At 46.5% G+C, this 23,247-nt stretch carries 18 protein-coding genes; 15 read left to right on the top strand and 3 right to left on the bottom strand.

Annotated elements, in window-relative coordinates; genetic code table 11:
• Nucleotides 1–125: 125 nt before the first annotated feature.
• The gene (gene arcC, locus BLA28_RS02915) at nt 126–1,061 is read right to left on the bottom strand and encodes a carbamate kinase (RefSeq protein WP_009251216.1); all 936 of its coding nucleotides are present in this window, start codon (nt 1,059–1,061) and stop codon (nt 126–128) included.
• 335 nt (nt 1,062–1,396) lie between these two features.
• Between arcC and BLA28_RS02905 the strand changes: the two genes are divergently transcribed.
• From BLA28_RS02905 to BLA28_RS02865, 9 genes are all read left to right on the top strand, one after another.
• Nucleotides 1,397–2,134, top strand: coding sequence for a LytTR family DNA-binding domain-containing protein (locus BLA28_RS02905; protein ID WP_069151882.1), 738 nt, complete (start codon nt 1,397–1,399; stop codon nt 2,132–2,134).
• A gap of 67 nt (nt 2,135–2,201) precedes the next feature.
• Nucleotides 2,202–3,188: an ABC transporter ATP-binding protein gene (locus BLA28_RS02900; RefSeq protein ID WP_069155941.1), complete on the top strand. Its 987-nt coding sequence runs from the start codon at nt 2,202–2,204 to the stop codon at nt 3,186–3,188.
• Nucleotides 3,185–3,985, top strand: coding sequence for an ABC transporter permease (locus BLA28_RS02895; protein ID WP_069155940.1), 801 nt, complete (start codon nt 3,185–3,187; stop codon nt 3,983–3,985). The genes BLA28_RS02900 and BLA28_RS02895 overlap by 4 nt, the downstream gene beginning before the upstream one ends.
• Before the next feature lie 2 nt (nt 3,986–3,987).
• Nucleotides 3,988–4,830, top strand: a complete 843-nt coding sequence (locus BLA28_RS02890) for an ABC transporter permease (RefSeq protein WP_069155939.1) — start codon at nt 3,988–3,990, stop codon at nt 4,828–4,830.
• Between the two features lie 92 nt (nt 4,831–4,922).
• A complete protein-coding gene (locus tag BLA28_RS02885; protein WP_069155938.1) occupies nt 4,923–6,977 on the top strand; it encodes a beta-N-acetylhexosaminidase in 2,055 nt (684 codons plus the stop codon).
• Between the two features lie 305 nt (nt 6,978–7,282).
• Nucleotides 7,283–8,602 carry an ABC transporter substrate-binding protein gene (locus BLA28_RS02880; RefSeq protein ID WP_069151886.1) on the top strand — a complete coding sequence of 440 codons (1,320 nt, stop codon included), beginning with the start codon at nt 7,283–7,285 and terminating at the stop codon, nt 8,600–8,602.
• 82 nt (nt 8,603–8,684) lie between these two features.
• Nucleotides 8,685–9,590, top strand: coding sequence for a carbohydrate ABC transporter permease (locus tag BLA28_RS02875; RefSeq protein ID WP_069155937.1), 906 nt, complete (start codon nt 8,685–8,687; stop codon nt 9,588–9,590).
• 10 nt (nt 9,591–9,600) lie between these two features.
• The gene (locus tag BLA28_RS02870) at nt 9,601–10,434 is read left to right on the top strand and encodes a carbohydrate ABC transporter permease (protein ID WP_081329813.1); all 834 of its coding nucleotides are present in this window, start codon (nt 9,601–9,603) and stop codon (nt 10,432–10,434) included.
• 72 nt (nt 10,435–10,506) lie between these two features.
• Nucleotides 10,507–11,334 carry an amidohydrolase family protein gene (locus BLA28_RS02865; protein ID WP_069151889.1) on the top strand — a complete coding sequence of 276 codons (828 nt, stop codon included), beginning with the start codon at nt 10,507–10,509 and terminating at the stop codon, nt 11,332–11,334.
• A gap of 77 nt (nt 11,335–11,411) precedes the next feature.
• Here BLA28_RS02865 and BLA28_RS02860 read toward each other — a convergent pair whose 3' ends face one another.
• Together BLA28_RS02860 and BLA28_RS02855 are read right to left on the bottom strand one after the other, a co-directional pair.
• Nucleotides 11,412–12,983: a response regulator gene (locus BLA28_RS02860; protein ID WP_069155935.1), complete on the bottom strand. Its 1,572-nt coding sequence runs from the start codon at nt 12,981–12,983 to the stop codon at nt 11,412–11,414.
• On the bottom strand, nt 12,976–14,751 hold the full coding sequence (locus tag BLA28_RS02855) for a cache domain-containing sensor histidine kinase (RefSeq protein ID WP_069155934.1): 1,776 nt from the start codon (nt 14,749–14,751) through the stop codon (nt 12,976–12,978). Before BLA28_RS02855 ends, BLA28_RS02860 begins: the two co-directional genes overlap by 8 nt.
• Nucleotides 14,752–15,350: 599 nt before the next feature.
• Between BLA28_RS02855 and BLA28_RS02850 the strand changes: the two genes are divergently transcribed.
• From BLA28_RS02850 to BLA28_RS02825, 6 genes are all read left to right on the top strand, one after another.
• A complete protein-coding gene (locus BLA28_RS02850; RefSeq protein WP_169897196.1) occupies nt 15,351–16,097 on the top strand; it encodes a carbohydrate ABC transporter permease in 747 nt (248 codons plus the stop codon).
• The gene (locus BLA28_RS02845; RefSeq protein WP_044965126.1) at nt 16,097–16,972 is read left to right on the top strand and encodes a carbohydrate ABC transporter permease; all 876 of its coding nucleotides are present in this window, start codon (nt 16,097–16,099) and stop codon (nt 16,970–16,972) included. The genes BLA28_RS02850 and BLA28_RS02845 overlap by 1 nt, the downstream gene beginning before the upstream one ends.
• 70 nt (nt 16,973–17,042) lie before the next feature.
• Nucleotides 17,043–18,392, top strand: coding sequence for an ABC transporter substrate-binding protein (locus BLA28_RS02840; RefSeq protein WP_069155932.1), 1,350 nt, complete (start codon nt 17,043–17,045; stop codon nt 18,390–18,392).
• Nucleotides 18,393–18,480: 88 nt separating this feature from the next.
• Nucleotides 18,481–19,722 (top strand): ROK family transcriptional regulator, encoded by a 1,242-nt coding sequence (locus BLA28_RS02835; RefSeq protein WP_069156580.1) that lies wholly within the window; start codon nt 18,481–18,483, stop codon nt 19,720–19,722.
• A gap of 18 nt (nt 19,723–19,740) precedes the next feature.
• Complete coding sequence (locus BLA28_RS02830) at nt 19,741–21,840, top strand: Sip1-related alpha-galactosidase (RefSeq protein ID WP_069155931.1); 2,100 nt, start codon at nt 19,741–19,743, stop codon at nt 21,838–21,840.
• Between the two features lie 67 nt (nt 21,841–21,907).
• A complete protein-coding gene (locus BLA28_RS02825; RefSeq protein WP_141702860.1) occupies nt 21,908–23,242 on the top strand; it encodes a sedoheptulokinase in 1,335 nt (444 codons plus the stop codon).
• The last annotated feature ends 5 nt before the right edge of the window (nt 23,243–23,247 follow it).

The raw sequence follows: 23,247 nt of genomic DNA, 5'->3' as shown, positions 1-23,247 counted from the left end.
CTATGATTTAGCCACAGCCTATCAGTCCGTGCACGTCAACTATTGAAAGCGCCGTGTACCGAACGGTACGCACGGTGCTGTGAGAGGACGGCGGTTAGTCACCGCCTCCTACTCGATGATATATTTTATGCGGTAATTAAAGTCCCCGCTTTTCCTCTGACGGCATCCCCAACGAAATCAAGAGAAGTAATCAGCACGCTTCCGGAAGGAACCGCTTCCAGATAAGAAACAGCGGCTTCGATTTTGGGAAGCATGGTCCCGGCTTCGAATTGTCCGTCCTGGATATATGCCCTGGCCTCCGGAATATTCATCCGGCGTATGGGAGTTTCCGTTTCTTTTTGATAATCCTTATAAACCTGCTTTACACTGGTTAAAATAATCAGCTGATCCGCATGGAGATCGCCGGCAAGCTTGCCTGCGATGCAGTCCTTTTCGATGACTGCGGAAGCGCCCTTCAGGGCGTGTTCCTGAGGAATGACGGGAATTCCGCCGCCGCCGCAGGCAATGACAACCTGATCGGCATCAGCCAGTGTGCGGATAGCGTCGATTTCCAGGATATCGATAGGCTTGGGAGCCGCCACGATACGGCGGAAGCCCTTGCCGGGTTCTTCAATGACAAAGTTTCCTTTTTTCTGTTCTGTTTCCGCGTCTTCCTTTGACATATAGCGGCCGATGAGCTTAGTGGGCTCATAGAAGGCTTCATCATAAGGATCTACGGCAACCTGTGTGAGGATGGTGCTGACCGGTGTGGAAATACCCCGGCTCAGCAGCTCTGCACGCAGGGAATTCTGGATATCATAACCCACATATCCCTGGCTCATGGCGCTGCATACACACATAGGAGCGGCAGTATAGTCTATATATACACGGCGCAGCTCCGTCATGGCCTTGTGTATCATGCTGACCTGGGGGCCGTTGCTGTGTGTGATAGTCAGCTGGTAATCGGCTTCCACCAAATCGGCCAGAGCCTTTGCGGTAACTTTTACGGCATCCCACTGTTCTGTTGTGGTATATCCCAGAGCCTGATGCCCCAGGGAAACGACTGCTCTTTTTTTGCTCATATACGCATCCTCGCTTTTATAGTTTTGGGAATATACGGAAGAGCCGTATATCCCTATATTTTTCGAAAAAACTTCTGCTCCTATTATAACAAAAAGCGAAAAGTTTGTACACTGTTGATTCGGCCGGGGATACAGATAAAAACATTGGAGCCGCTTGTGTCTGCCTACGGTTCCAATGTTTTTATCTGTATCCCCGGTGAGGAGCCATTCGGGAAAAAAATGAACTAGTGGTGCGGGCCGTCTTGTTTTATTTTTATATTTTGATATGATGGTAATCTGTACGGGACGCTGGCCGGGGAACAGGCGGCGGCCGGCGGAGAGGAGGGAGAGCCGCGGTGGTGCTTGGTTTGTACTGCAGGGATGATTTGCTCGCGCGGGAAATAGAAGAAACAGTGCTGTCGCTCCGGATGGGAGCGGGCTGTGGAGAGAAGCCTGTCCGGGGGATGGATTATGAACTGCGGCGGCTTGCTTCTCTGCCGGGGGCGTTTGAAGATATGACGGAAGGGGATGGGGGATTTTTCCTTATTCTCGCCGGAGAAAAGCCGGAGGATGCTATTGCCGCGGCGGAAAGGCTTTGGGCGGATAGACCTTCTCTTTCTGTTATTTATGTGGCTTCGCAGGCGGAGGATGTGTTTTCGGCCCTGCCTTATCCGTTTTACCATCTGGTGAGGAGATTTGCCCTGGAGCAGGATTTGGGGGCGGTATTTAAGAAGATGGAACGGAGCCGTCCTCCGGTACAGCGATGGCATACTTTTTTGTGTAAGAATGAGTTGGTGAGGGTGTGCCAGAAGGATATTTTGTATCTGGAAAGTGAACGGCATGAAATAAGGATTCACTGCAGGGATGAAATCATGACTACCACGGAACCATTATCCCAATGTGAGGAGAGGCTGAAGGACGGAGGGTTTGCCAGGATTCATAAAAGCTTTCTGGTGAGTCTGTATCATGTGAACCGCATGGAGCGGGACAGTCTGACGCTGGATAACGGGGAAAAGCTGTATATCAGCAGGTACCGGTATCCGGAGGTGAAGCTTCAGTTTGAAAGTTATATAAGGCATCTGGAATTTTTATAGCCGTAAGGACGGCAGGATAAAAGGCGCAGGCTTTCCCGGGAGCGGGGAACGCGGTCAGGAGGATGAAATGGCTGTAATCAGGGTGGAGCATCTGAAAAAAGAATTTGAGTATTATAAGAAGGGGACGGGGCTGCAGGGCTCCCTGCATAATCTGTTTCACCGGGAAATGCTGAAAAAAGAGGCGGTGAAGGATATATCCTTTTCTGTGGAAAGGGGAGAGATGATAGGGCTTCTGGGGCCGAACGGGGCGGGAAAAACAACAACCCTTAAGATGCTTTCCGGGATTTTGTTTCCTACGGCAGGAGAGGTGGAAATAGACGGGTATATTCCCTGGGAACGGAAAAATGCATTTAAGCGGAGGTTTTCCATTGTTATGGGGCAGAAGAACCAGCTATGGTGGGATCTTCCGGCGAGTGACAGTTTTTATCTGAACAAATGTATTTTCGATGTGCCGGACGGGGAGTACCGAAGGACGGTGGAGGAGCTTTCGGAGCTTCTGGATGTAAAGGATCTGATGAATGTACAGGTGAGGCGGCTGTCTCTGGGGGAGAGGATGAAGATGGAGATTCTGGCTGCCCTGATTCACAGGCCGGATATTTTGTTCCTGGATGAGCCGACTATCGGTCTGGATATTCTGTCGCAGCAGAAAATACGGGATTTTCTGAAGACTTATAATGAGCAGACAAAGACTACTGTCATTCTGACCAGCCACTATATGCGGGATATTGAGGAATTGTGCAGAAGGGCGGTTATCATAAATCAGGGGCAGTTGGTTTTTGATGGTACGCTGGCGGATATCAATCATCGAATGGGGGACAGGAAGCTCTTGTCCCTGAAGAGTATTGAGCCGGTGCTTAGGGAGCATCTTTCTTTATTTGGCAGGGTACGGGAGTATCATGGCAGGGAAGCGGTCCTGGAGGTTCCCAAGGGTAAAATCAAGGAAACAGCGTCCGCCATTCTTTCCCTGCTGCCTGTGGAAGATTTTACAGTAACAGAAATTCCGCTGGAGGAGAGCATTTCATTGTTTTTTCAAAAAGAGGTGACTGCATTATGAATCCTTACCGTTGTACCTTTCAGATGGGGATGGAAAAAGCGCTGGAATACCGGGTTAATTTTGTGCTGAGCCTGCTGAGCGCGGTTTTTCCCATTGTCATCCAGACATTTTTATGGAATTATCTGTATGGGAATTCGGATGCTGCCGCAATGACCGGCTATTCCTACAGCCAGATCATGGTGTATACGCTGCTTGCATCCATGGTTTCCCATCTGGTTTATACCGGTTTTGAGTATCAGGTAAATGAGGATATTAAAAACGGCGGGCTGAATAAGTATCTGGTAAAGCCGGTGAATTACCGAAGCTATCAGTTTTTTTCATTCCTGGGGGAGAAGGCTCCTCAGCTTCTGATTCTGCTGGCAGTGGCCGCCGCTCTTCTCATTTTTTCCGTGGCGGTGCTGGGGCTGATGCTTTCTTTTCCCAGGGTGCTGGCTTTTCTTGTGAGCCTGATATTGGCGCTGGTGCTGAACTTTTTTATCTTTTACTGCGTGGCGCTGATAAGCTTCTGGCTGACGGACGTGAATCTGCTGTTCGGCACGGTGAGCGTGGTGCTGGTGGTGGTCAGCGGCGGGGTATTCCCTATGGACATTTTCGGGGAACGGATCGCTTTTGCGGTGAATCTTCTGCCTTTTGGCTATACGACTCAGTTCCCGGTAAATATTATTAACGGGCGTTTTGGGCTGAAGGAGACAGGGGCGGGATTCCTCTGCCAGATTTTCTGGATCTGCTGTTTTGGAATGCTGGCTGAAATTTTGTGGAAGCGCGGGCTGAAGCGGTTTACTGCGGTGGGAGGCTGAATATGGAACATTTATTTCAAAAGAGAGAGGGCGATGGACGCGGATATCTGGCGGCGGTGAAGCGTTATGCACGTCTTCTGTATGTGTTTGCCAGGTTTTCCCTGATGTCCCAGCTGGAATACCGGCTGAATTTTGCCGCGGGGGTGGCGGTGGAGACCGGCTGGATGCTGATTAAGCTGCTGTATGTGGCGGTGGTTTACCGGGCGGGAGTGAATATTGGGGTGCTGACGCCGGACCATATTCTGCTGTTCATCGGTATTTACGTATTGATGACCGGATTTTATATGCTGTATTACGGTAATTTTACTTCTATCAGCCGGATGGTAAGGGAAGGGGAGCTGGATATGTATCTGGTGAAGCCGGTATCCCTGCAGTTTTTTGTGACTATGAAGCGGCTGGATCTGGCTCTTCTGCTGCCTGATTTTGTGGCGGGAACCATTATGATCGGTCTGGGCTGGCACCGGGCGGGGCTTCCGGTGAACGCGTGGGCCATAGCGGGCTTCCTCTTTTTCCTGATGTGCGGCAATCTGCTGACCTACAGCCTGTTTCTGATTCCCAACCTTTTATGCTTCTGGATTGTGGCCAGCAGGGGGATTGCGGATATAACGGCGGCTCTTTGGGATTTTAACAATATGCCCCAGCTGATTTACGGAAAATGGATGCAGCGTATCGGAACCTTTATCCTGCCGGTATTTGTAATTACGAATTTTCCGGGGCTGTTCCTCATGGGACAGTTATCTCCAGGCATGATGGCCTGGGGCGTGATTTCACCGGTTCTGTTCTTTTTTATTTCGCGGGGGATCTGGAAAAAGGCGGTAAAAAATTACAGCTCGGCCAGTTCCTGAGTGACTTTTCCGGACAAGTGTGCTAGTATGCAGATATATCAGGTAAATTGAAAAGCGGATGGATTTCCGCGGAAAGGTGAGGAGAAGGATTTATGTATTTTAAGCTGATGAATGGCCGGGAAACATATCTGGAAGGAATGCGGGAACTGCTTGAGGAACGGCACCATCAGGTGATTTCGGTGGATGCCGGGGACAGGGTGGACCCGGTGCTCAACGGAGGACTGGAAACACCGGTGGAAGTGTGGATGGAGCTGATCCCGGAAGAAGAATCCGGGCCGGAAAATCATGTGGTTTTGACAGATTACGGCTGTGAAATGGCAGGCGGTTTGAAGCGGGGGAAAGCCGTACTGAGGGCATGCGGGAAAACCTTTTTGTTCCGCGCGCTGATGACGCTTGTGCGCGAACTGGAAAAGCGGGTGACAATGCATGCCGGCGCATCGATGGAAAGCTACAGCCATAGGGAGAACGTGTACCTGGATAAAAACGGAATTATGCTGGACTGCTCCAGGAACAGTGTGCTGAATGTGGAAACCATAAAGAAATATATCCGTTTGCAGGCTTCTCTGGGAATGAATACGATGATGCTTTATACCGAGGATACCTATGAGGTGCCGGAGTATCCTTATTTTGGAGCATTCCGCGGGAGATACACAAGAGAAGAGCTGAAGGAATGCGACGATTATGCGGATTTGTTCGGAATCGAAATGGTGCCCTGTATCCAGGCGCTTGCTCATCTGAAGACGGCGCTGCGCTGGGATGTGATGCAGGGAACCCGGGATACGGAAGATATCCTGATGGTGGGCGAGGAGAAGGTTTATGATTTTGTGAAGGCCTGTATCCGTTCCGTGTCGGAAACCTTCCGCAGTAGGCGGGTGCATCTGGGTATGGATGAGGCCTGGTCCCTGGGGCTGGGAAATTATCTGCTGAAAAACGGGTACCATACCAAGGCGGAAATCATGACGGAGCATCTGGAACGGGTGACGGATATCTGCCGTGAGCTGGGGTTGGAGCCTATGATCTGGAGTGATATGTATCTGCGGATGAATTCCCCGGCCAGTGAATATTATGACGTGCCCCTGGATACGGATCTTTCGGGTGCGGTGAAGCCTCCGAAGGAAATCGGCCTGGTTTATTGGGATTATTATCATGCGGATGAAGAGTTCTACAAAGCATATTTACATATGCACAGGCAACTGTCGGATAAGGTGGTTTTTGCCGGGGGAGGCTGGGTATGGAACGGCCTGGCGCCTAATTTCCGGGTGGCTTTTTCCACAACGGAGGCCGCCATGCGGGCCTGCAAGGCGGAAGGAGTGAGGGAAGCGGTATGTACCATGTGGCAGGACGACGGGGCGGAAACGCCTATGGCAGCAGGGCTGCCTTCCATTGTTCTGTTTGCGGAGCATGGCTTTTCGGAGCAGCCTGACAGGGAGCAGCTGAAGGAGCAGTTTGAATTCCTTACGGGCAGCAGCTATGATGCTTATTTGGCGTTAGGGGAATTCGATGCGGTGCCGGGCAGCAGGGAATATGACAATCCGTCCAAGTATCTTTTTTATCAGGATATCCTGCTGGGGCTGTTTGACGGGCAGGCGGCAGTGGCTGAAAAGGCTATGGAAGGCAGCGCGGCAAAAGACGGGAATGGGGCATCCCGGGGGAATAACCTGGATACGTATTATGATTTGCTTCGGGAGAAGCTGCAGGATCTTGCGGGCAGCGAAGCGGCTGTGGAGGATGAGATACTGGAGCTTTATATCCATCTGGCGGACGTGCTTTCTGTTAAGGCGGGTATCGGCAACCGGCTGTGTGCGGCTTATAAGGCGAAGGATATGGCTGGGCTGAAGAAAATTGCCAACGAGGAGATTCCTTCCTGTATGGAAAAGGTGAGGGAATATAAACGCTGCAGGGAAGCGGTATGGGATAAAGAAAGCAAGATTTATGGCTTTGAAGTGCTGGATATCAGGATTGGCGGACTTTTGGCCAGAATGGAGACGGCGCAGAGAAGGCTGCTGGCCTATGCGGGAGGAAGGATTGACAGTCTGCCGGAGCTTGAAGAGGAGAGGCTGCCTTACCGTCCTGTGAAGGATGGGGAGGAGCGTACGCTTTGCAGCTGTAATACATGGAGGATGATTGTGTCGGCTTCGCCGGTGTAAGAAAAGATGGATTGAGAATAGAGATATGTTTTGCGGGGATCGCCTTGTTGAGGCGATCCTTTTTGTGTAAATGGTGAGAGTATTCGGAAGATTATACACAAAAAAATAAAATAGGTCATATCGTTTTCCGGCAAAGGCAGAAAATAAATAAAATATGCCACAGTTTGATATGATTGCTTCTTTTGACTGGAGGGAAGAATGAATATAATGATTTTACAGCAATGAAATAACTATTCGAATAGGAAGACTGTAATAACAAGCGAGCTGTAAACAAAGCAAATAAGGTCATGAGAAAGGGAGTCAGTATGAGAAAGATAATAAAAAAATTATTAGCTGCCACAATTACGGGATCCATACTATTGTCCGGCTGCGGAACAGAAAGCAATGGTAATATATCGGAAAGTAAAGAAAGCACTCCTGCACAGGAAACAGTACAGGCAGAAAAACAGGAGGAAAAGGCTAAAGGGGGAAATGGAAAAACAATAGTAAACTTTTACTACTGGGATGAAGCGCAAAAAGAAGGAATGGATGAGCTGATAAATATGTTTGAGGCATCCCAGGATAATATTATTGTTGAACCGACTATAGTACCTTGGGGGGAGTACTGGACAAAGCTGCAGACGGCTCTTCCTACCGGAACGGGACCGGATGTTTTTTGGATGAATATCGGTGCACCGGATTATATCGAACCTGGGCTGCTGCTTGATATGACGGAGCGAATCCAGGAAGCAGGCATAGATATGAGTAAATTCCCGGAAGCTGTAACAGGAATGTATGAACAGGATGGAAAAATATACGGAATTCCCAAGGATTATGACGGAATGGCAGTTTATTATAATAAGTCAATTTTTGATGAGATGGGCGTGGAATATCCCAAGGAAGGCTGGACCTGGGATGATTTGCTGGCTACAGCCCAGGCACTGACGAATGATACCCATTACGGTATAGTGGCAAATCCTGATAGTAATACGGGATATCAAAATTATGTATACCAGAACGGCGGCTTTATGATGGATGAAAATAAAATGCCCACAGTGAATGCCAAGCCTGTGGTAGAGGCCCTTCAGTTTATGCATGATATGATGTACAAATATAAGGTGTCACCCACAGGAGCGGAGCAGTTGGAGTTCGGTTATTCGGATATGTTTATTTCCGGACAGACAGCCATGATAACAGATGGATCCTGGAATGTAAATAAATATGCAGAAGCTTTGGGAGCGGATTTCCAGATCGCGGAACTTCCTCAGCATGTTTCCAGAGGCGCTACAACACATGGGCTGGCATATGTGATTGCCGCAAACAGCAGCAATACGGATGCAGCATGGGAATTTGTGAAGTTTGCAGCAACTAAGGAAGCCCAGGAGGTCACTGCCAAATCAGCAATTCCTGCTTATGAAGGAGCCGCAGATGTGTGGAAGACCTTGTATCCGGATCAGAATGTGGAGATACTTCTGGAAAGCGTAAGCTATGCATCGCCGAATCCCAGATATGCGGAAAACAGTACAGAGGCAGCACAGATATTGACAGATACTATTTCATCCATCTGGCTCGATGAGAACGCGGATATACAGGGGATGCTGGATGAAGCACAGCAGAAAATGACTGAGGTGATAAACGCAGAATAAGAAAAAAGCTGCAGAGAGGATATCCGGCGTTCCATACGCCGGATATCCTGCAAAAAGGCAGATTTTTTCAGGAGGCAGGTTTATGGAAAGCAAAAAAAAATTTCAATTTAAAGCGGAATGGAAATGGGCGTATCTCTTTATTTCACCTATGGTTATCGGAACGTTGATATTTGGTATTATCCCTATTTTTTATTCTGCCGCTCTATCGTTACTGAAGTGGGATGGCATGGGGGAGGCCGTTTTTGTAGGCTTACGAAATTTTTCTAAGATATTTGCAGATAAAAAATTACAATATGAACTTCGGAATACTCTGATTTATACATTTACGGTAGTGCCTGTCACATTACTTTTGTCTCTTGGGGTATCAAATTTGCTGAATAAAGGATTGAAGCTGACAGGTATGTTCCGGGTTATTTATTTTCTTCCTAATATTGTAATGCCTGTGGCTGTGGCCATGGTTTGGAGATGGCTTCTCAATTCCAAGGTTGGCCTTGTTAATATGTTTTTGAAGGGAATAGGGCTTCCGGCTCCGAACTGGATATCGGATCCTCACTATATTCTTCCTTCACTTATTCTTATAAGTATCTGGAGCGGAATCGGCTATAATGCCATAATTTTGCTGGCAGGACTGCAGGGAATATCCCCGGCTTTGTATGAAGCGGCAAAACTGGACGGAGCAAGCGGAAGACAGGTGTTCTGGAAAATAACTGTTCCCCTGCTGACCCCTTCTCTATTCTTCCTGAGCACAATGAATATTATGAATGGTATGCGCGTATTCGATATCGTTTACACCTTTATTGGAAAGGCAGATCAGGGAGGGCCTATTTTAGATGCTTCGAGAACCCTTGTATTTGGTATTTACGAAAGGGCATTCCGTTTTATGAATATGGGAGATGCATCGGCGGAAGCAGTGGTATTATTCGCCCTGATCAGTGTGGTTACGGTAATTCAGTTCAAATTCCAGGACAAATGGGTATTCTATGAATAGGGGGATGAAGATGAGTAAAAGCAAAAACAAAATTGCAGGGAAGGCAGTCTCTTATCTGGTTTTGATAATCGGTGCTGTGGTTATGCTGGTTCCCTTTATTTGGATGGTGCTGACCTCCTTTAAAACCTATGCGGAAGCGGTTAAGGTGCCTGTTGTATGGCTGCCGGCAGTATGGAAGTTTGATAATTATCGGGAGGTACTGTTGAGGCTTGATTTTCTGCAGTACTATGGAAATACAATTCTGGTTACATTTTTGGTTACCGTTATCATGCTGTTTATCGGATCGTTATCCGCTTTTGCATTTGCAAGAATGGAGTTCCCGTTTAAAAATTTTCTTTTTTTTATGCTCCTTACCGTATTTATGGTTCCGGCTCAGATGACGATGATTCCCAAGTATCTGATTATAAGCAGACTTCACTGGGTGGATACCTTATGGGCATTAGTAGTACCTAATGTTTTCAGTGTTTATACGATGTTTATGCTGCGGCAGTTTCTGGCTGCCCTGCCGAGAGAGCTGGAAGATGCAGGAAAAATAGACGGCTGTACATGGTTCCGGCTTTACTGGAATATTGAAATGCCTTTGTGTAAGAGTTCCATTGTTGCTATTACGGTTCTTAATATACTCTGGTGCTGGAATGATCTGCTGTGGCCGCTGATAGCTACCAGCTCTGATAAAATGAGGGTATTATCGGTTGCTATAGCCACGCTGCAGGGGCAGCATGGAACGGAATATCATCTGCTGATGGCCGCCGGAGTTATGGCAACCATACCGATGGTGCTTATGTATATGATCGGACAGAAATATTTTATGACAGGCATTGCCTTTGCCGGAGTAAAAGGATAAAAGAAATTGACTGAAAATTCAGTTTTTCAGCCTTGTTGATAGGAGCGCAAAGCTGCGCAGACAGGAGCGGATATGAGAATTGATGCACATGTACATATGATGGGAAAAGAATGCAGGAGAGAAAAATTCCTGGAGAACTTAAAAGAAGCGGGTATGGACGGCGCAGTAGTTTTTTCTCCATCACCAGGCAATATGTTCGGCAGAAACGGGGATTACAGGGAACGTATTGAAAGGGTTATTGAATTTACAAAAGGAGAAGAGATGCTGATCCCCTTTTTCTTTGTGGATCCAACGGAGGAAAATGCTCTGAAACAGATGCAGGACGCAGTATCTGCCGGAGTGAAGGGTTTCAAAATAATATGCAGCCATTTTTATCCCGGAAATGAAGAAGCGATGAAGGCTTATGAGTGGATTGCCGGACAGAACATGCCATTGATGTTTCATTCAGGTATTTTGTATGATGGTATTAATGTCTCTGGAAAATACAACAGACCCTGTGAATTTGAGCCGCTGCTGGGAGTCGCAAATCTGAGGTTTTCTCTGGCACATGTATCGTGGCCCTGGACGGATGAATGTATTGCTGTATATGGGAAATTTGACAGCTATAAAAAGAGAGAACCTTCCGGGGAAGCGGCATCTATGTATTTGGATTTAACACCGGGGACCCCTCCTTCTTACAGAGAAGGAATGTTGACTCACCTTATGGGAAATGACTTCCGGGTGGAAGATACTGTTTTCTGGGGAAGTGATAATTCAGTGGAAAATTATGATAGCAGTTATGTGAGAAAATGGGTGGAAAGGGATTGTGAGATATACCGGAAACTGGGCCTCACGGAAGAAAGGAAGAACAAGATCTATTATGATAATTTTATGGCCTTTCTAAATGGGACAGGAAGATAGGTATTTTATTTTCGGTTAAAAATGACAGCAGAGTTTACATTTGGTAACGGTAACTCTGCTGTTTTACTGTGCCGATTTCATGAAATACAATTCGGATCCCGTACCTGGGAAGGTGTCAGCTCCGTTATTTTTTTAAAGGTTTTACAAAAATGATGATAGTCACTGAATCCCACGGCATCTGCGATTTCATAGGTCTTCCAGGTGGTGGTTTGTAAAAGGTGGACGGCTGCATGTATACGGACCTTATTTAAATAGTTGATAAAGGTGTCGCCTGTCTGATCCTTGAAAAGCTTACAGAAATAATTGACGGAAAGATGTGTCTTTTCCGCAACCATATCCAGACTGAGCTTTTCCTGGTAATGCAGATTAATGTATTCAATTGTCTCCTGTATGATACGTGTATGAAAACCTGTGGTATTTCCTTTCAAGTGGGCAAACAGAGTCAGAATAACCTGAAAAAATAAATGCTCCGCATCCTCCATAGTGCGTTGATGATAGATATCGGATATCAAATTGTAATTCGACAGCAGCAGCTGTTCCAACACTATTTTAGTACGATAAATACGCATACTGTCCGTAATAAGTGCGGTGAGCAGATGGCAGAAATCTTCCTTGTTAAAATATTCGTGTACACGGATGGATTCCGTTATATGTCTGAGGGATTTCCGTATGGTCTCCATATCGTAATTTTGAGTGGCATTTCTGATATTGTTGACTTCAGCAGGGAATATTTCATAAAAATCATAGTTCTGCTGCATGCCGGGAGTATAAAGGTGAACACAGGGAGTCTTAAAATCTGATTGCCGGAAATAATTAGCCTCCATGGCATAGCGGGCATGCCGGAAGCTTTCGGGAAGGCAGGTGATATCGCAGCTGGGGTTATCGAAACCTGTCCAAAATGCAGCTTCCATATAATCACTGACACGTTTTCCCCATGTTCTTAGAATATGAGGGGAAACAAGTTCTCCGTTGCAGTTATCGGTATAAATGAGTGCGTACAGAATTTCACCGCAGCGGGTAAAAATACAGGTGCAGGAAGGGAAAAAACCTGCAATTAAAGCCTGGCTGGAATCCAAAAGGACATAGGCTTTTTCTGTATCGATATGTTCATCCTGTACCATTAAGGCCATGGTGAAATAATGGGAAGAGGAAAGCTGGGGAATGAGTTCGAGAAGAGGGCTTATATTGGCTGAAACACCATTTTCAATAATCTCTTTAAGCTTTGTCCGGACAGCATTCTGATGTTCTGCAGCTTCTGAACTCCGGGAAGAAAAGCCCAGCTGTTCCTTTGCCTCCATTATCACTTTTTCAATATCCGGTCCTTCCATCAGAGGCTTGAACAAGTAGTCAAGAGCCCCTAATTTCATGGCTTCTCTGACAAAAGGATATTCATTAAAACAGCTGAGCACAATAAAGCATTGATTATCAGGGTGCTGACGACAGTTTTTCAAAAGCTCAATTCCGTCCATACCAGGCATTTTTATATCAAGAAGTATTATATTTGGCTTCTTTTCTTCAATTATGGATAAGGCCTCTTTTCCGTTTGAGGCTTCTCCTATAATTTTACAGTCAAGGTCTGCCCAGTTGATGCCGGAACGCAGCCCCATTCTGAATATAGGTTCATCATCTACTATGAGTACACTAAGCATCTGCATAACCTCCTTGTCCGGGCGGCGTCTGTATAGCCGGAATGAAGAAATCGATATGGGTTCCTGCACCGTTATCGCTGTGGATATCCAAAGCGGCATCAGGGCCGAAATATCGGCACAGTCTTTCGTTTACATTGCTGAGGCCCAGTCCTTTAAACGCAGGGTTGTGTTCCGGTGCGGTTAAATCCATGCCGATGCCGTTATCAATTACTGAAAAATGTATTCTTTCAGCTTCTGCTTGAATCCTTATCGTGAGTTCTCCGGTTTCCTCCATGGGAATCAGACCATGGAAAATTGCGTTTTCCACAAGCGGCTGTAAAACAAACTTAATGGTATAGCAGGATAGTGCAGAGGATTCTGTATCGTATCGGACTGTAAATTTGTCGCCATATTGATAGCGGATTAAATCAATATAACTTTGGGCATGCTCTAATTCCTTTTCAATCGGGACATACTCATCTGTTTTCTTTCCGCTGAATTCCAGAAGCTTTATAAGAGAAATGATCATTTTGCTGATGGTGATTTCATTATGCATCACGGCACGCCAGCGTATTACATTGAGGGTGTTATACAGAAAATGAGGATTTATTTGGGCCTGGAGCATTTTTAATTCAGCATCCCGTTTTTTCTGTTCCTCGTTTCGGATATCATGCAGCAGACTGCGGATGTGAGACAGCATATTGTTGAAACCATTGGAAAGAATGCTGATTTCATCATGAGAGGATGAAGGCGGCATGGTAACATCCAGTTGATTGGCCTCCACTTTTTTCATGGTATCCGATAACTGGAAGATAGGCTTTGTAATATGCCGGGATATCAGGTAAGAACAAATTACGGTTCCTATTAACACAAACAGGGTGATGATGTTGACGCGTCGGGCGGCCTGAGTGGTGGAAGATAACAGGGTTTTTGTATCAATTGCCATAATAAGGTACCAGTCCGTGATAGCCAGCCTGTTGGAAACAATGGTATATTCATGACCATTATAATCGAAGTTAAAAAGAGTCTCTCCGGCCTTTAATTTCTGGAAAAGCTGTTTGTCGTCAGGATCAGGAGAAAAAAGACGGTTATTTTCCGGATGGAAAATCAAATTTCCAGCAGTATCAAATATCATTATTGTATTATCAGTACCTTCTATAGACGGCATAAGAAAGGAATTTATGGTGGAATAAGAGATTTCCACCAGGAAATTTCCGGCTGTCTGGGAACTGGTACTATAGTTAAGTCTTCTCATCCATCCGATAACTTCCGTCCCGCGCCGTTCGATATAAGAATTAATATATACGGGAGTAAAGGTTTCGGTTCTTCCATATGTCATGAAATCCTGATACCAGTGCTCTTTTTCCAGAATATCATAGTTTACGCCTGAATCAACAGAACAGATTTTATAAAAGTCATTTATGAAAGATACGGAACTGATCATGGTATTATTCTCTTTAATCTGAGAAAGAACATTCTTTAATATTATTTCATTTTCCCTTTTGACATCCGGAGATGCAGGTACTGAGGCAATAATATCCTGAACGGTACGATCAAAGAGAAAAGGGTATGTATTTACATTGATGGTGTTTAATACATTTTCTAACCTCACATTAAGTTGGTTTAAAAGATTCTGCGAATTGGATAACTCATTCTGGTATACGATACGGCTTGTGTTATGATACCACATAAAATTAACAAAGAGGAGGGGCAGGAAACCGAGGAGGAGGAAGGCAGATAATAATTTTGTGAAAAGAGAATGAATTGTGGCTTTAAACTGATGTTTCATTCCGGCTCCTTCCATAAAAGGCTGTATATGAACAGGCAGAAAATAAATATATTTACAATACTTTTGTTGATTTTATTGTAATATATGAGACGCTAAAAATCAATAAATGTGAAGGGAGAGGAATATGGTTATTACACAGACGGCTATTTTCAATTTAATTTAATAAGTAACTTTCTAAATTGAAAACAGCTTCTGTTTTCATCCTTTTCCCTCTATTTACCTTTAAAAAGTACCAAATTGCATATCTCATTTTTATGCACATGTACAAAAATGATTCAATTATTAAAAAAAGTTTAATTAGTAGTTGAATTATTTTTATAGATGGTATATATTGATACCAGAAAGAGAAAAGGCACATAAATACATATTAAAGATGGATAAAATATACATAGTGCCCAAACAGTTCATGGGGAAAAGGAGAGGATAACTTGAATTCTAAGAAAAGGAACAGATACGCATATTTTTATATTGCACCATTTTTTATAGTTTTTTTAATATTTAGTTTATTCCCAATTTTATATTCTTTTGTATTGAGTTTCTGCAATATGGATGTTCTATCCGGAAAGTTTACCTTTATCGGAGCGGAGAATTACAAGCGTATGATTGAATCGGGTTATTTCTTCCAGACCATTTTGAATACGCTGCTGATTTGGATCATGTCAATTATACCGCAGCTGACAATCGCGTTTGTGCTTTCATTGATACTCAGCAACAAATGGTTCCGGGGGAAATTCCTTTTAAGAAATCTTTACTATTTCCCCAACCTGGTAACGCCGGTAACAATTGGCCTGTTATTCGGAGCCCTGTTCTCTTATCCGGGCGGAGCGGTGAACAACATCATCAGCACATTCGGACTGCAGGCTGTGGATTTCCAGAATAACCCCATGCTGGCGAGAATTGTAATCGCCATCGCTATCTGCTGGAAGAATTTCGGTTTCAATATCATTTATTTTACGGCGGGCATCAATTCCATTTCCGAAGAGGTCATGGAAGCGGCTGAGGTTGACGGAGCCAGCTCCTGGCAGAAAATAACACGGATAACGATTCCGCTCATGAAGCCGATTTTGATTTATGTTATGGTAACGTCAATTATCGGCGGACTGCAGATGTTTGATGAATCCCATCTGGTATTCAAATCCGTTCCGGGAGATGCGACCTGGACGATGGTTAAGTATATGTACGAATCCGCATTTGTAAGATTCCAGTTTGGATATGGTGCGGCTGTAGCTTATGGTATTTTTGTCATCATTGCCATTTTCAGTGTGTTCTCGCTGTTGGTGACGAGGGATAAAAAAGATGATTACGGCAGTAAGCCTAAGAAAATAAGGAAAGGAGGAAAGGCATAATGAAGACTGTTGCAAATAAATCCAGAGATGATTTAAACAGTAGCGCGAAAAGAAAAAGGATATTATGCAGAGGCCTTGTTTACCTGTTTGCCATTGTCATGGCCATAACTGCCTTTTACCCCTTCTTTGTAATGATAATTTCATCGACTCATGACAATTACAATATTGTAGCCAAAATAAATGTACTTCCCGGTACGCATCTGAAGGAAAATTTTGAACGGCTGACCCAGAATATTGAATTATATAAGGGAATCATCAACAGCCTTTTACTGGCAGTCACGGTAACGGTGGTTCAGAACTATTTCACTATGATGGCTGCATACGCGTTTTCCAAATTTAACTTCAAAGGGAAGAACTTCCTGTTTTCTGTGATTCTGGTTGCGATGATGCTTCCGGGACAGCTGGGTATCATCGGCTTCTATAAGGAAATACAGGCAATGAAACTTTTGAACAACTATTTTACGCTGGTGGTGCCTACCATATCCAATTGCTTCGCGGTTTTCTTCTATAAGCAGTATATAGACGGCGCGCTGCCGAATGAACTGATTGAGGCGGCTGTAATGGATGGCTGTAAAGAACTTACGATATATCACAAGCTGGTGCTGCCGCTGGTAATACCGGCACTGGTAACGCAGGGAGTCATGACATTCATAGGAACCTGGAACAGTTACCTTACCCCGCTGATTGTTCTGAATGATAAGAATAAATTCACCCTTCCCCTGATGATTGCGACAGTCCGTGATTCCACTCATGCGGATTACGGCGCACAGTATGTGGGGATGCTGGTTTCCATAATTCCCATGGTTATCGTCTTCTGTTTTGCGTCCAGAATTATTATGGAGAAGATATCCATAGGGGCGGCAGTAAAAGGTTAATAATCCGATATTATATCAGTACGGCTGATAAATATAAACTTTCACATTTAATCAATTAGGAGGTATACTTATGAAGAAGAAGCTATTATCTGTACTTTTAAGTGCTGCAATGCTGGCAGCAGTGCTTGCGGGCTGCGGAAGCAGCGCACCGGCACCGGCTGAAAGCACGGGAAATGACGCCAGTGTTCCCGCTGCGGAAAGTTCCCAGGCTGCGGAAACGGGCAGTGAGGAAACAGAAGCTGCACAGGCGGATCCGGCAAGCCTTGAAGGGGAATTCACTTACTGGACCTACACGGACAGTGCAAACAATCTGGTTAATGCATTCAACGAAAAATACCCGAATGTAAAAATCGATCTTCAGGTTTTCGGCGGGGATGAATACAAGACCAAAATCCTGACAGCTCTGCAGAGCGGTGACAATGTGCCTGATGTATTTGACCTGGAAGAGAATTATATGTATGAGTTCCTGGACAGCGATTTGATTGCTGACCTGTCTTATATGAACATCGAAGAACTGACCAAGGATTTCTATGATTTCCAGATCGCGGGGATGAAGGATTCCACAGGAAAATTCAAGGCAATGAGTTTTCAGTCTTCTCCGGTAGGCTTCTGGTACCTGAGAGATGCCTGTGAAGAATGGCTCGGAACCAGTGATCCGGCTGAAATTTCAGCAATGCTGACCGATTGGCCGACTATTATTGCAAAGGGCGAAGAGGTTTATGAGAAATCAAACGGCACCGTTCAGCTGTGGCCGAATATTGCGGAAATGGTAAAAGTGGATGCGTTCTCCTTTGATCCTCTTGTAAGGGACAGCAAGCTTGAAATTACTGATGACTGGATCGGAATGATTGACAATATGCGGACAATGTATAACAGCAAGGCGAATGCAGAGCTGGGAAGCTGGAGTTCTGAATGGGCGGCTGCCTGGAATGACGGCAAAATTCTTTTCAGAGTTATGCCTTCCTGGGATTTCTTCACTGACTGGGATACGAATAAAGGAAATGTGGGTATTGCAGTTCCTTTCAACGCTTCCTATGAAGGTGTAACCGGAACCTGTGTATATAATGAGTCAGACAAAAAAGATCTGGCGGCAGCGTTCCTTGCTTATATAGCATCCGACGATTTCCAGAAGCTGAATCTGGAAAAATATAATCAGGTGCCCGCAAGCAAGAAGGTTTGTGATGAGATGGCAGAGGGCTTTACCTCCGAAGATTTCGGCGGACAGAATCTGCTTGCAACCTACAGTGAAATCTGTGATAAGATTGTCGGCATTACTCCTGACAAGTTCACTCGTGTAACACAGAATAAGTTCCAGGAAGCGGCGACCAACGGCATCAAAGAAGGTAAAGATAATGACGCTATCATTGATGAATTCAAAAAGAAATTACATGACATGTATCCGGAAGTTGTAATGGACTAAATGAAAAACAGGTGTGAAAACATCTGTGAAGGCAGCGGCAGAGGGAAGTCAGGCTTTCCTCTGCCGGCCGGATAAAAAGGAGTCGCAGATGGGAGAGCAAACAAACCAGGTTCAACTGAAGAATTTTAACCGAAGGACAGTACTGAATTATATCAGAAAAAATAAAACCGCCACCAAAGCAGGGCTTGCAACGGCGACGGGACTTACCTTCATGGCGATTAAAAAGATATTAGAGGAGCTGGAGGGACTGCATCTGATTCGCTGCGATGAGATGGAGGCCGGCGGCATGGGACGCCGGGCAGTTACTTATGCAGTAAATGAAACATACCGTTATACGGTGGGAATACATATCAACAAATTTGTTACCAGCATTGCCCTGATGGATTTGCGGGGTGAAATTCTGGAAGTGGAACGCTGCTCCATGCAGCAGGAATTTCCCAACCAGAATGCATTTGTAGAACTGCTGGTTTCCGAGATAGAAAAGGTAATTAAGAAATCAGGAATAGAAAAGGAAAAATTGCTGGGAATCGGAGTGGGAGTGCCCGGGCCTGTGGATACGGAAAACGGCATTATCCTCACCCCGCCCAATATCCCCATGCTGAGCTATCTGCCCCTTAAGGAAATCCTGGAGCAGAAATGCGGGTACAGTGTTTATGTCCAGAAGGATACCAATGTGATCGCCTTCGGCGAGTATTGGTACGGGGACGGCAGCGGCCGCAATAACAGGAATGACTGCTATGACCTCGCCTATGTGGATGTGGATATGGGTATTGGTTCCGGCTTGATAATAGATGGAAAATTGAACATAGGAGCCAACAGTATAGCCGGTGAATTCGGGCATATCACCATTGATATCAATGGGCCGCTCTGCAACTGCGGCAACCGGGGCTGTCTGGAGGCCATGAGTTCGGGGATAGCGGTTCTGCGTGAACTGAAGGCCCAGCTGGAAAAGGAGCCGGAGCATCCTCTTTATGAAAAGAGAGAAAATCTGGTGATTGAAGATGTGTTTAAAATGGCGGAGAAGAAGGATTTGCTGACGATTTCCATTCTGAACCAGTCCGCTTTATATGTGGGGGTTGCCATCAGCAACCTGATAAATATACTGGATCCCCAGATTATTATCCTGGGCGGTATCCTTATTCAGAAGTATCCCAGATATTTTGACATTGTTACCAATGTGGCCAACTCGAGAAAGGTCAAGGGGGCCAAGGAAAATTATATTGCGGTATCCAAGCTGGAAGAAAATGCAGGCGTCATCGGCGCCGGAGAAATAGTGGCCGACAATTTCTTTAATGAATTGGTAAATGAGTTATTTTGTAAAAACGCGTAATGGACAGGGAGACCGGATATGTTTGTTAAAGAAGAAGGAAAAGAAAGCCCCGTTATAATCAATCAGGAAAAAACAGCGGTTCTGGAGACAGAGGGAGGGATACGTATCCTCCTGCGTACGGAGGCGGCGGATAAAATAACCGCTTCCCTGGAAATCCGTCAGGAGGAAGAGGCGGCGGTATTCCTTCATGCGTTTAAGCAGCCGGAAGAACCTTTCTTCGGGCCGCAGACACATCTGGATCCTGCAAAAGGTGTTTCTTACCGGATGACGCTGGAAGGGACAGGAAGGCTGATGGCTGTTTATCAGCATAAGAACTGGTGGATAAGGCCTGCATTTCCGGCCTGCTTCGGGGATATCCCCAAACGTACGCAGCTTCTTTTGGCGGAGAAGAAAACGGGCGCCGGTTCCGGAAGGGAATATCTGGCAGTGCTTGCCGTATGCGGGGAAGAATACCGTACGGATATTGCGGGAGACGGGCAGGAGCTGCGCATCACCGCAGCTTCCAATTGTATAAATAAATCGGCGGCGGATGATTTGAGCCTTGTCCTGGCGGCGGGAAGCGATCCTTATCTGTGCTGTGAACGGGCGGTGAAAAAAGCACTGGCCCTCACAGGAAAGCAGAAAATGTTCCGTAAAGAACGCACCTACCCGGAAATGTTCGATTATTTTGGCTGGTGCAGCTGGGATGCCTTTTATCATGAGGTCTCTCAGGACGGGATAATGAAAAAAATGGATGAGCTTGCGGATAAGCAGATACCGGTCCGTTGGGTGCTTATTGATGACGGCTGGCTGGATGCGGACTATAAAAAGCAGGTTCTGAAGGGCCTTGACGCCGCCGCGGATAAATTCCCCGGTGGATTGGGAGCCTGTGTAAGTAAGCTGAAAAAAGAGTATGGAATCCGTCAGGTGGGAGTATGGCATGCGGTGATGGGCTATTGGAATGGCCTGGAGCCGGGAAGCCCCGCCCGGGAGGCTCTGCAGGAGGGCATCAGGATTCTGGAGGACGGAAGAATTGTGCCTGATGCGGAAGCGGGGAAAGCGTTTCGTTTTTATGATACCTGGCATGATTATTTAAGAAATATATGTGATATCGATTTTGTCAAGGTGGACGGTCAGAGTGCGGTTTCTTTGTTCTATGCAGGAAGAAAGGAATACGGCAGGGCTTCCGGAGAGATCCAGAAGGGGCTGAATGCTTCCGCCGCCCTTCATTTTGACAATCAGATCATTAACTGTATGGGAATGGCGAGCGAGGATATGTGGAACAGGCCCAGCAGCGCCGTTTCCAGAAGCAGCGATGATTTTGTGCCGGATGTGCCCCATGGCTTCCGGGAGCACGCGATCCAGAACGGATATAATTCCCTCCTCCAGGGACAGTTTTTCTGGGGAGACTGGGATATGTTCTGGAGTGATCACGAGGAAAACTGGCAGAACTCCATCCTCCGCGCCGTGAGCGGCGGCCCGGTGTATACCAGCGATAAGGTGGGACGTACCGACGGAAAATTCATCATGCCGCTGCTGAAAAAGGACGGAAGGGTGATACGCTGTGAAGAGGTGGGCATGCCTACGCTGGACAGTCTGTTTGAAAATCCGGTGGACACCACTCACGTGCTTAAATTGTTCAACCGGTATCAGGATAGTTATGTGATAGCGGCGTTCAATATCAATAAAGAGGATCAGGCTTGCGAAGGAAGTGTCAGTCTGGCGGATCTTCCGGGGCTGGACGGCGGAACCCGGATTCTGTACAGCTATCGTGAGAGAAAGGCCGTGCGTCTGGAAGCCGGAAAGGATTATTCCTTCCGTCTGGAGCCAAACGACGGGGAACTGTTCCTGCTCCTGCCGGACAAGGAATTCACAGCGCTGGGCATTCTTGAAAAATACATAGGAGCCGGCTGTGTGGAGACGGTGAGAGAGGGGAAGGAAAAGACGACGGTCATTCTGTCGGAAGGAGGGACCTTTGGTTTCCTTAGTGGCAGAAAGCCGGCGGCGGTTATGTATGATGGAGTAAAAGCGGAAACAGAAGGAAAAGAGACAGAGGGTTCCGGCAGCAGTCTTTATCAGGTGAGAGATCCTTTCGGGGAGAGTGATAAGGAAGGCCGTATGGTGGAAATTATCTGGTAACAGTTCGGGCTTGTCCGAACTGCTGCAGCATCCGGAGCCGACGGAAAAGAACAGGGGGAGAGCGGCTGTGAAATCACTGGGAATAGATATCGGGACAACATCTATCTGTCTGGTTTGCTATGAGGAAGGCCGGGAAAAGCTGCTGTTTACAGCAAGCAGGCAGAATGAATTCCTTCCGGGGACCTTTGAACAGGATCCGGAGGCTATTGTGGAAAAAGTCAAGGATATGCTGGCTGAAGCAGAAAGAAACGGGTTTGGCGCAGGGACGGCGGATACCATGGATTTCTCTGCCGCGGATTCCATTGGAATATCCAGCCAGATGCACGGGATTCTTTATGTGGATGCGGACGGATGCGCGGTTTCTTCCTTTTATACATGGAAGGATGAAAAGGGCAGAGAGCTTATGGAGGACGGCAGGAGCTATGAAGCCTGCCTCAGCCAGAGTCTGGGCATGCCTGTATTCTCCGGTTTCGGAACGGTAACGCATTTCTGTCTCTCCCGGAAAGGGCTGATTCCCGGGAAGGCGGTGAAGCTGGCTAACATCGGTGACTATGTCGCCATGCGTCTGACGGGCAGGAAAAGCCCGCTGACGGATGAGTCCATAGCGGCCAGCTTCGGCGGCTATGATGTGCAGGAGGGTGATTTTGCCCGGGAAAAGCTTGAACAGGCCGGAGTGGATATTTCCTACTACCCGGAGCTTTGCCGGCGGGGGGAAGCGGCAGGGACTTACCGGGGAATTCCGGTAAGCTGTGCCTTCGGGGATAATCAGGCCAGCTTTTACGGCGCTTTGGATAAACCGGAGACCCAGATCAGCGTCAATGTGGGAACGGGATCGCAGGTTTCTCTTTTTGACAGCCGTTATTACCGGACCGCGGCGGCAGATATCCGGCCCTATTTTCACAAAGGCTGCCTTTATGTGGGAGCATCCTTAAACGGCGGAAAGGTTTATGAAAAACTGGCCGCTTTTTTTGAAGAAATTGTATACGAATTTACGGGACAGAACATACAGGCATTTGACCAGATGGCACGTCTGGGAGCGGAAAAGAAGGAGACGGGACTGATGATCACCCCTTCCCTTTACGGAAAACGGGGAGAGGCGGGAAGCGGTGCGGACGCATATGGAACCATGAAAAATCTTACCGCAGATGACTTTCATGCTTCTGATTTTATCAGAGCTTACGTTAAAGGGATGGCGGATGAGCTGTACCGGATGTATCTGGAATTTCCGGAGGAAATCAGAAGAGGGCGGACGGAAATAGTGGCCAGCGGCAATGGAATCCGGAAAAATCCGCTGATGGCGGAGGAAACGGCTAAAGTTTTCGGCCTGCCGGTGATTTTTAAAGATACGCAGGAGGAAGCGGCGGCGGGAGCGGCCAAAGCGGCTTTGGATCTTCTGGCATAGCAGTG

The sequence above is a fragment of the Eisenbergiella tayi genome (genome assembly GCF_001881565.1).
In the GTDB taxonomy this organism is placed as follows: Bacteria; Bacillota; Clostridia; order Lachnospirales; family Lachnospiraceae; genus Eisenbergiella; species Eisenbergiella tayi.
The sequence above is the reverse complement of the archived record's forward strand: the minus strand, read 5'-3'. Positions and strand labels throughout refer to the sequence as shown.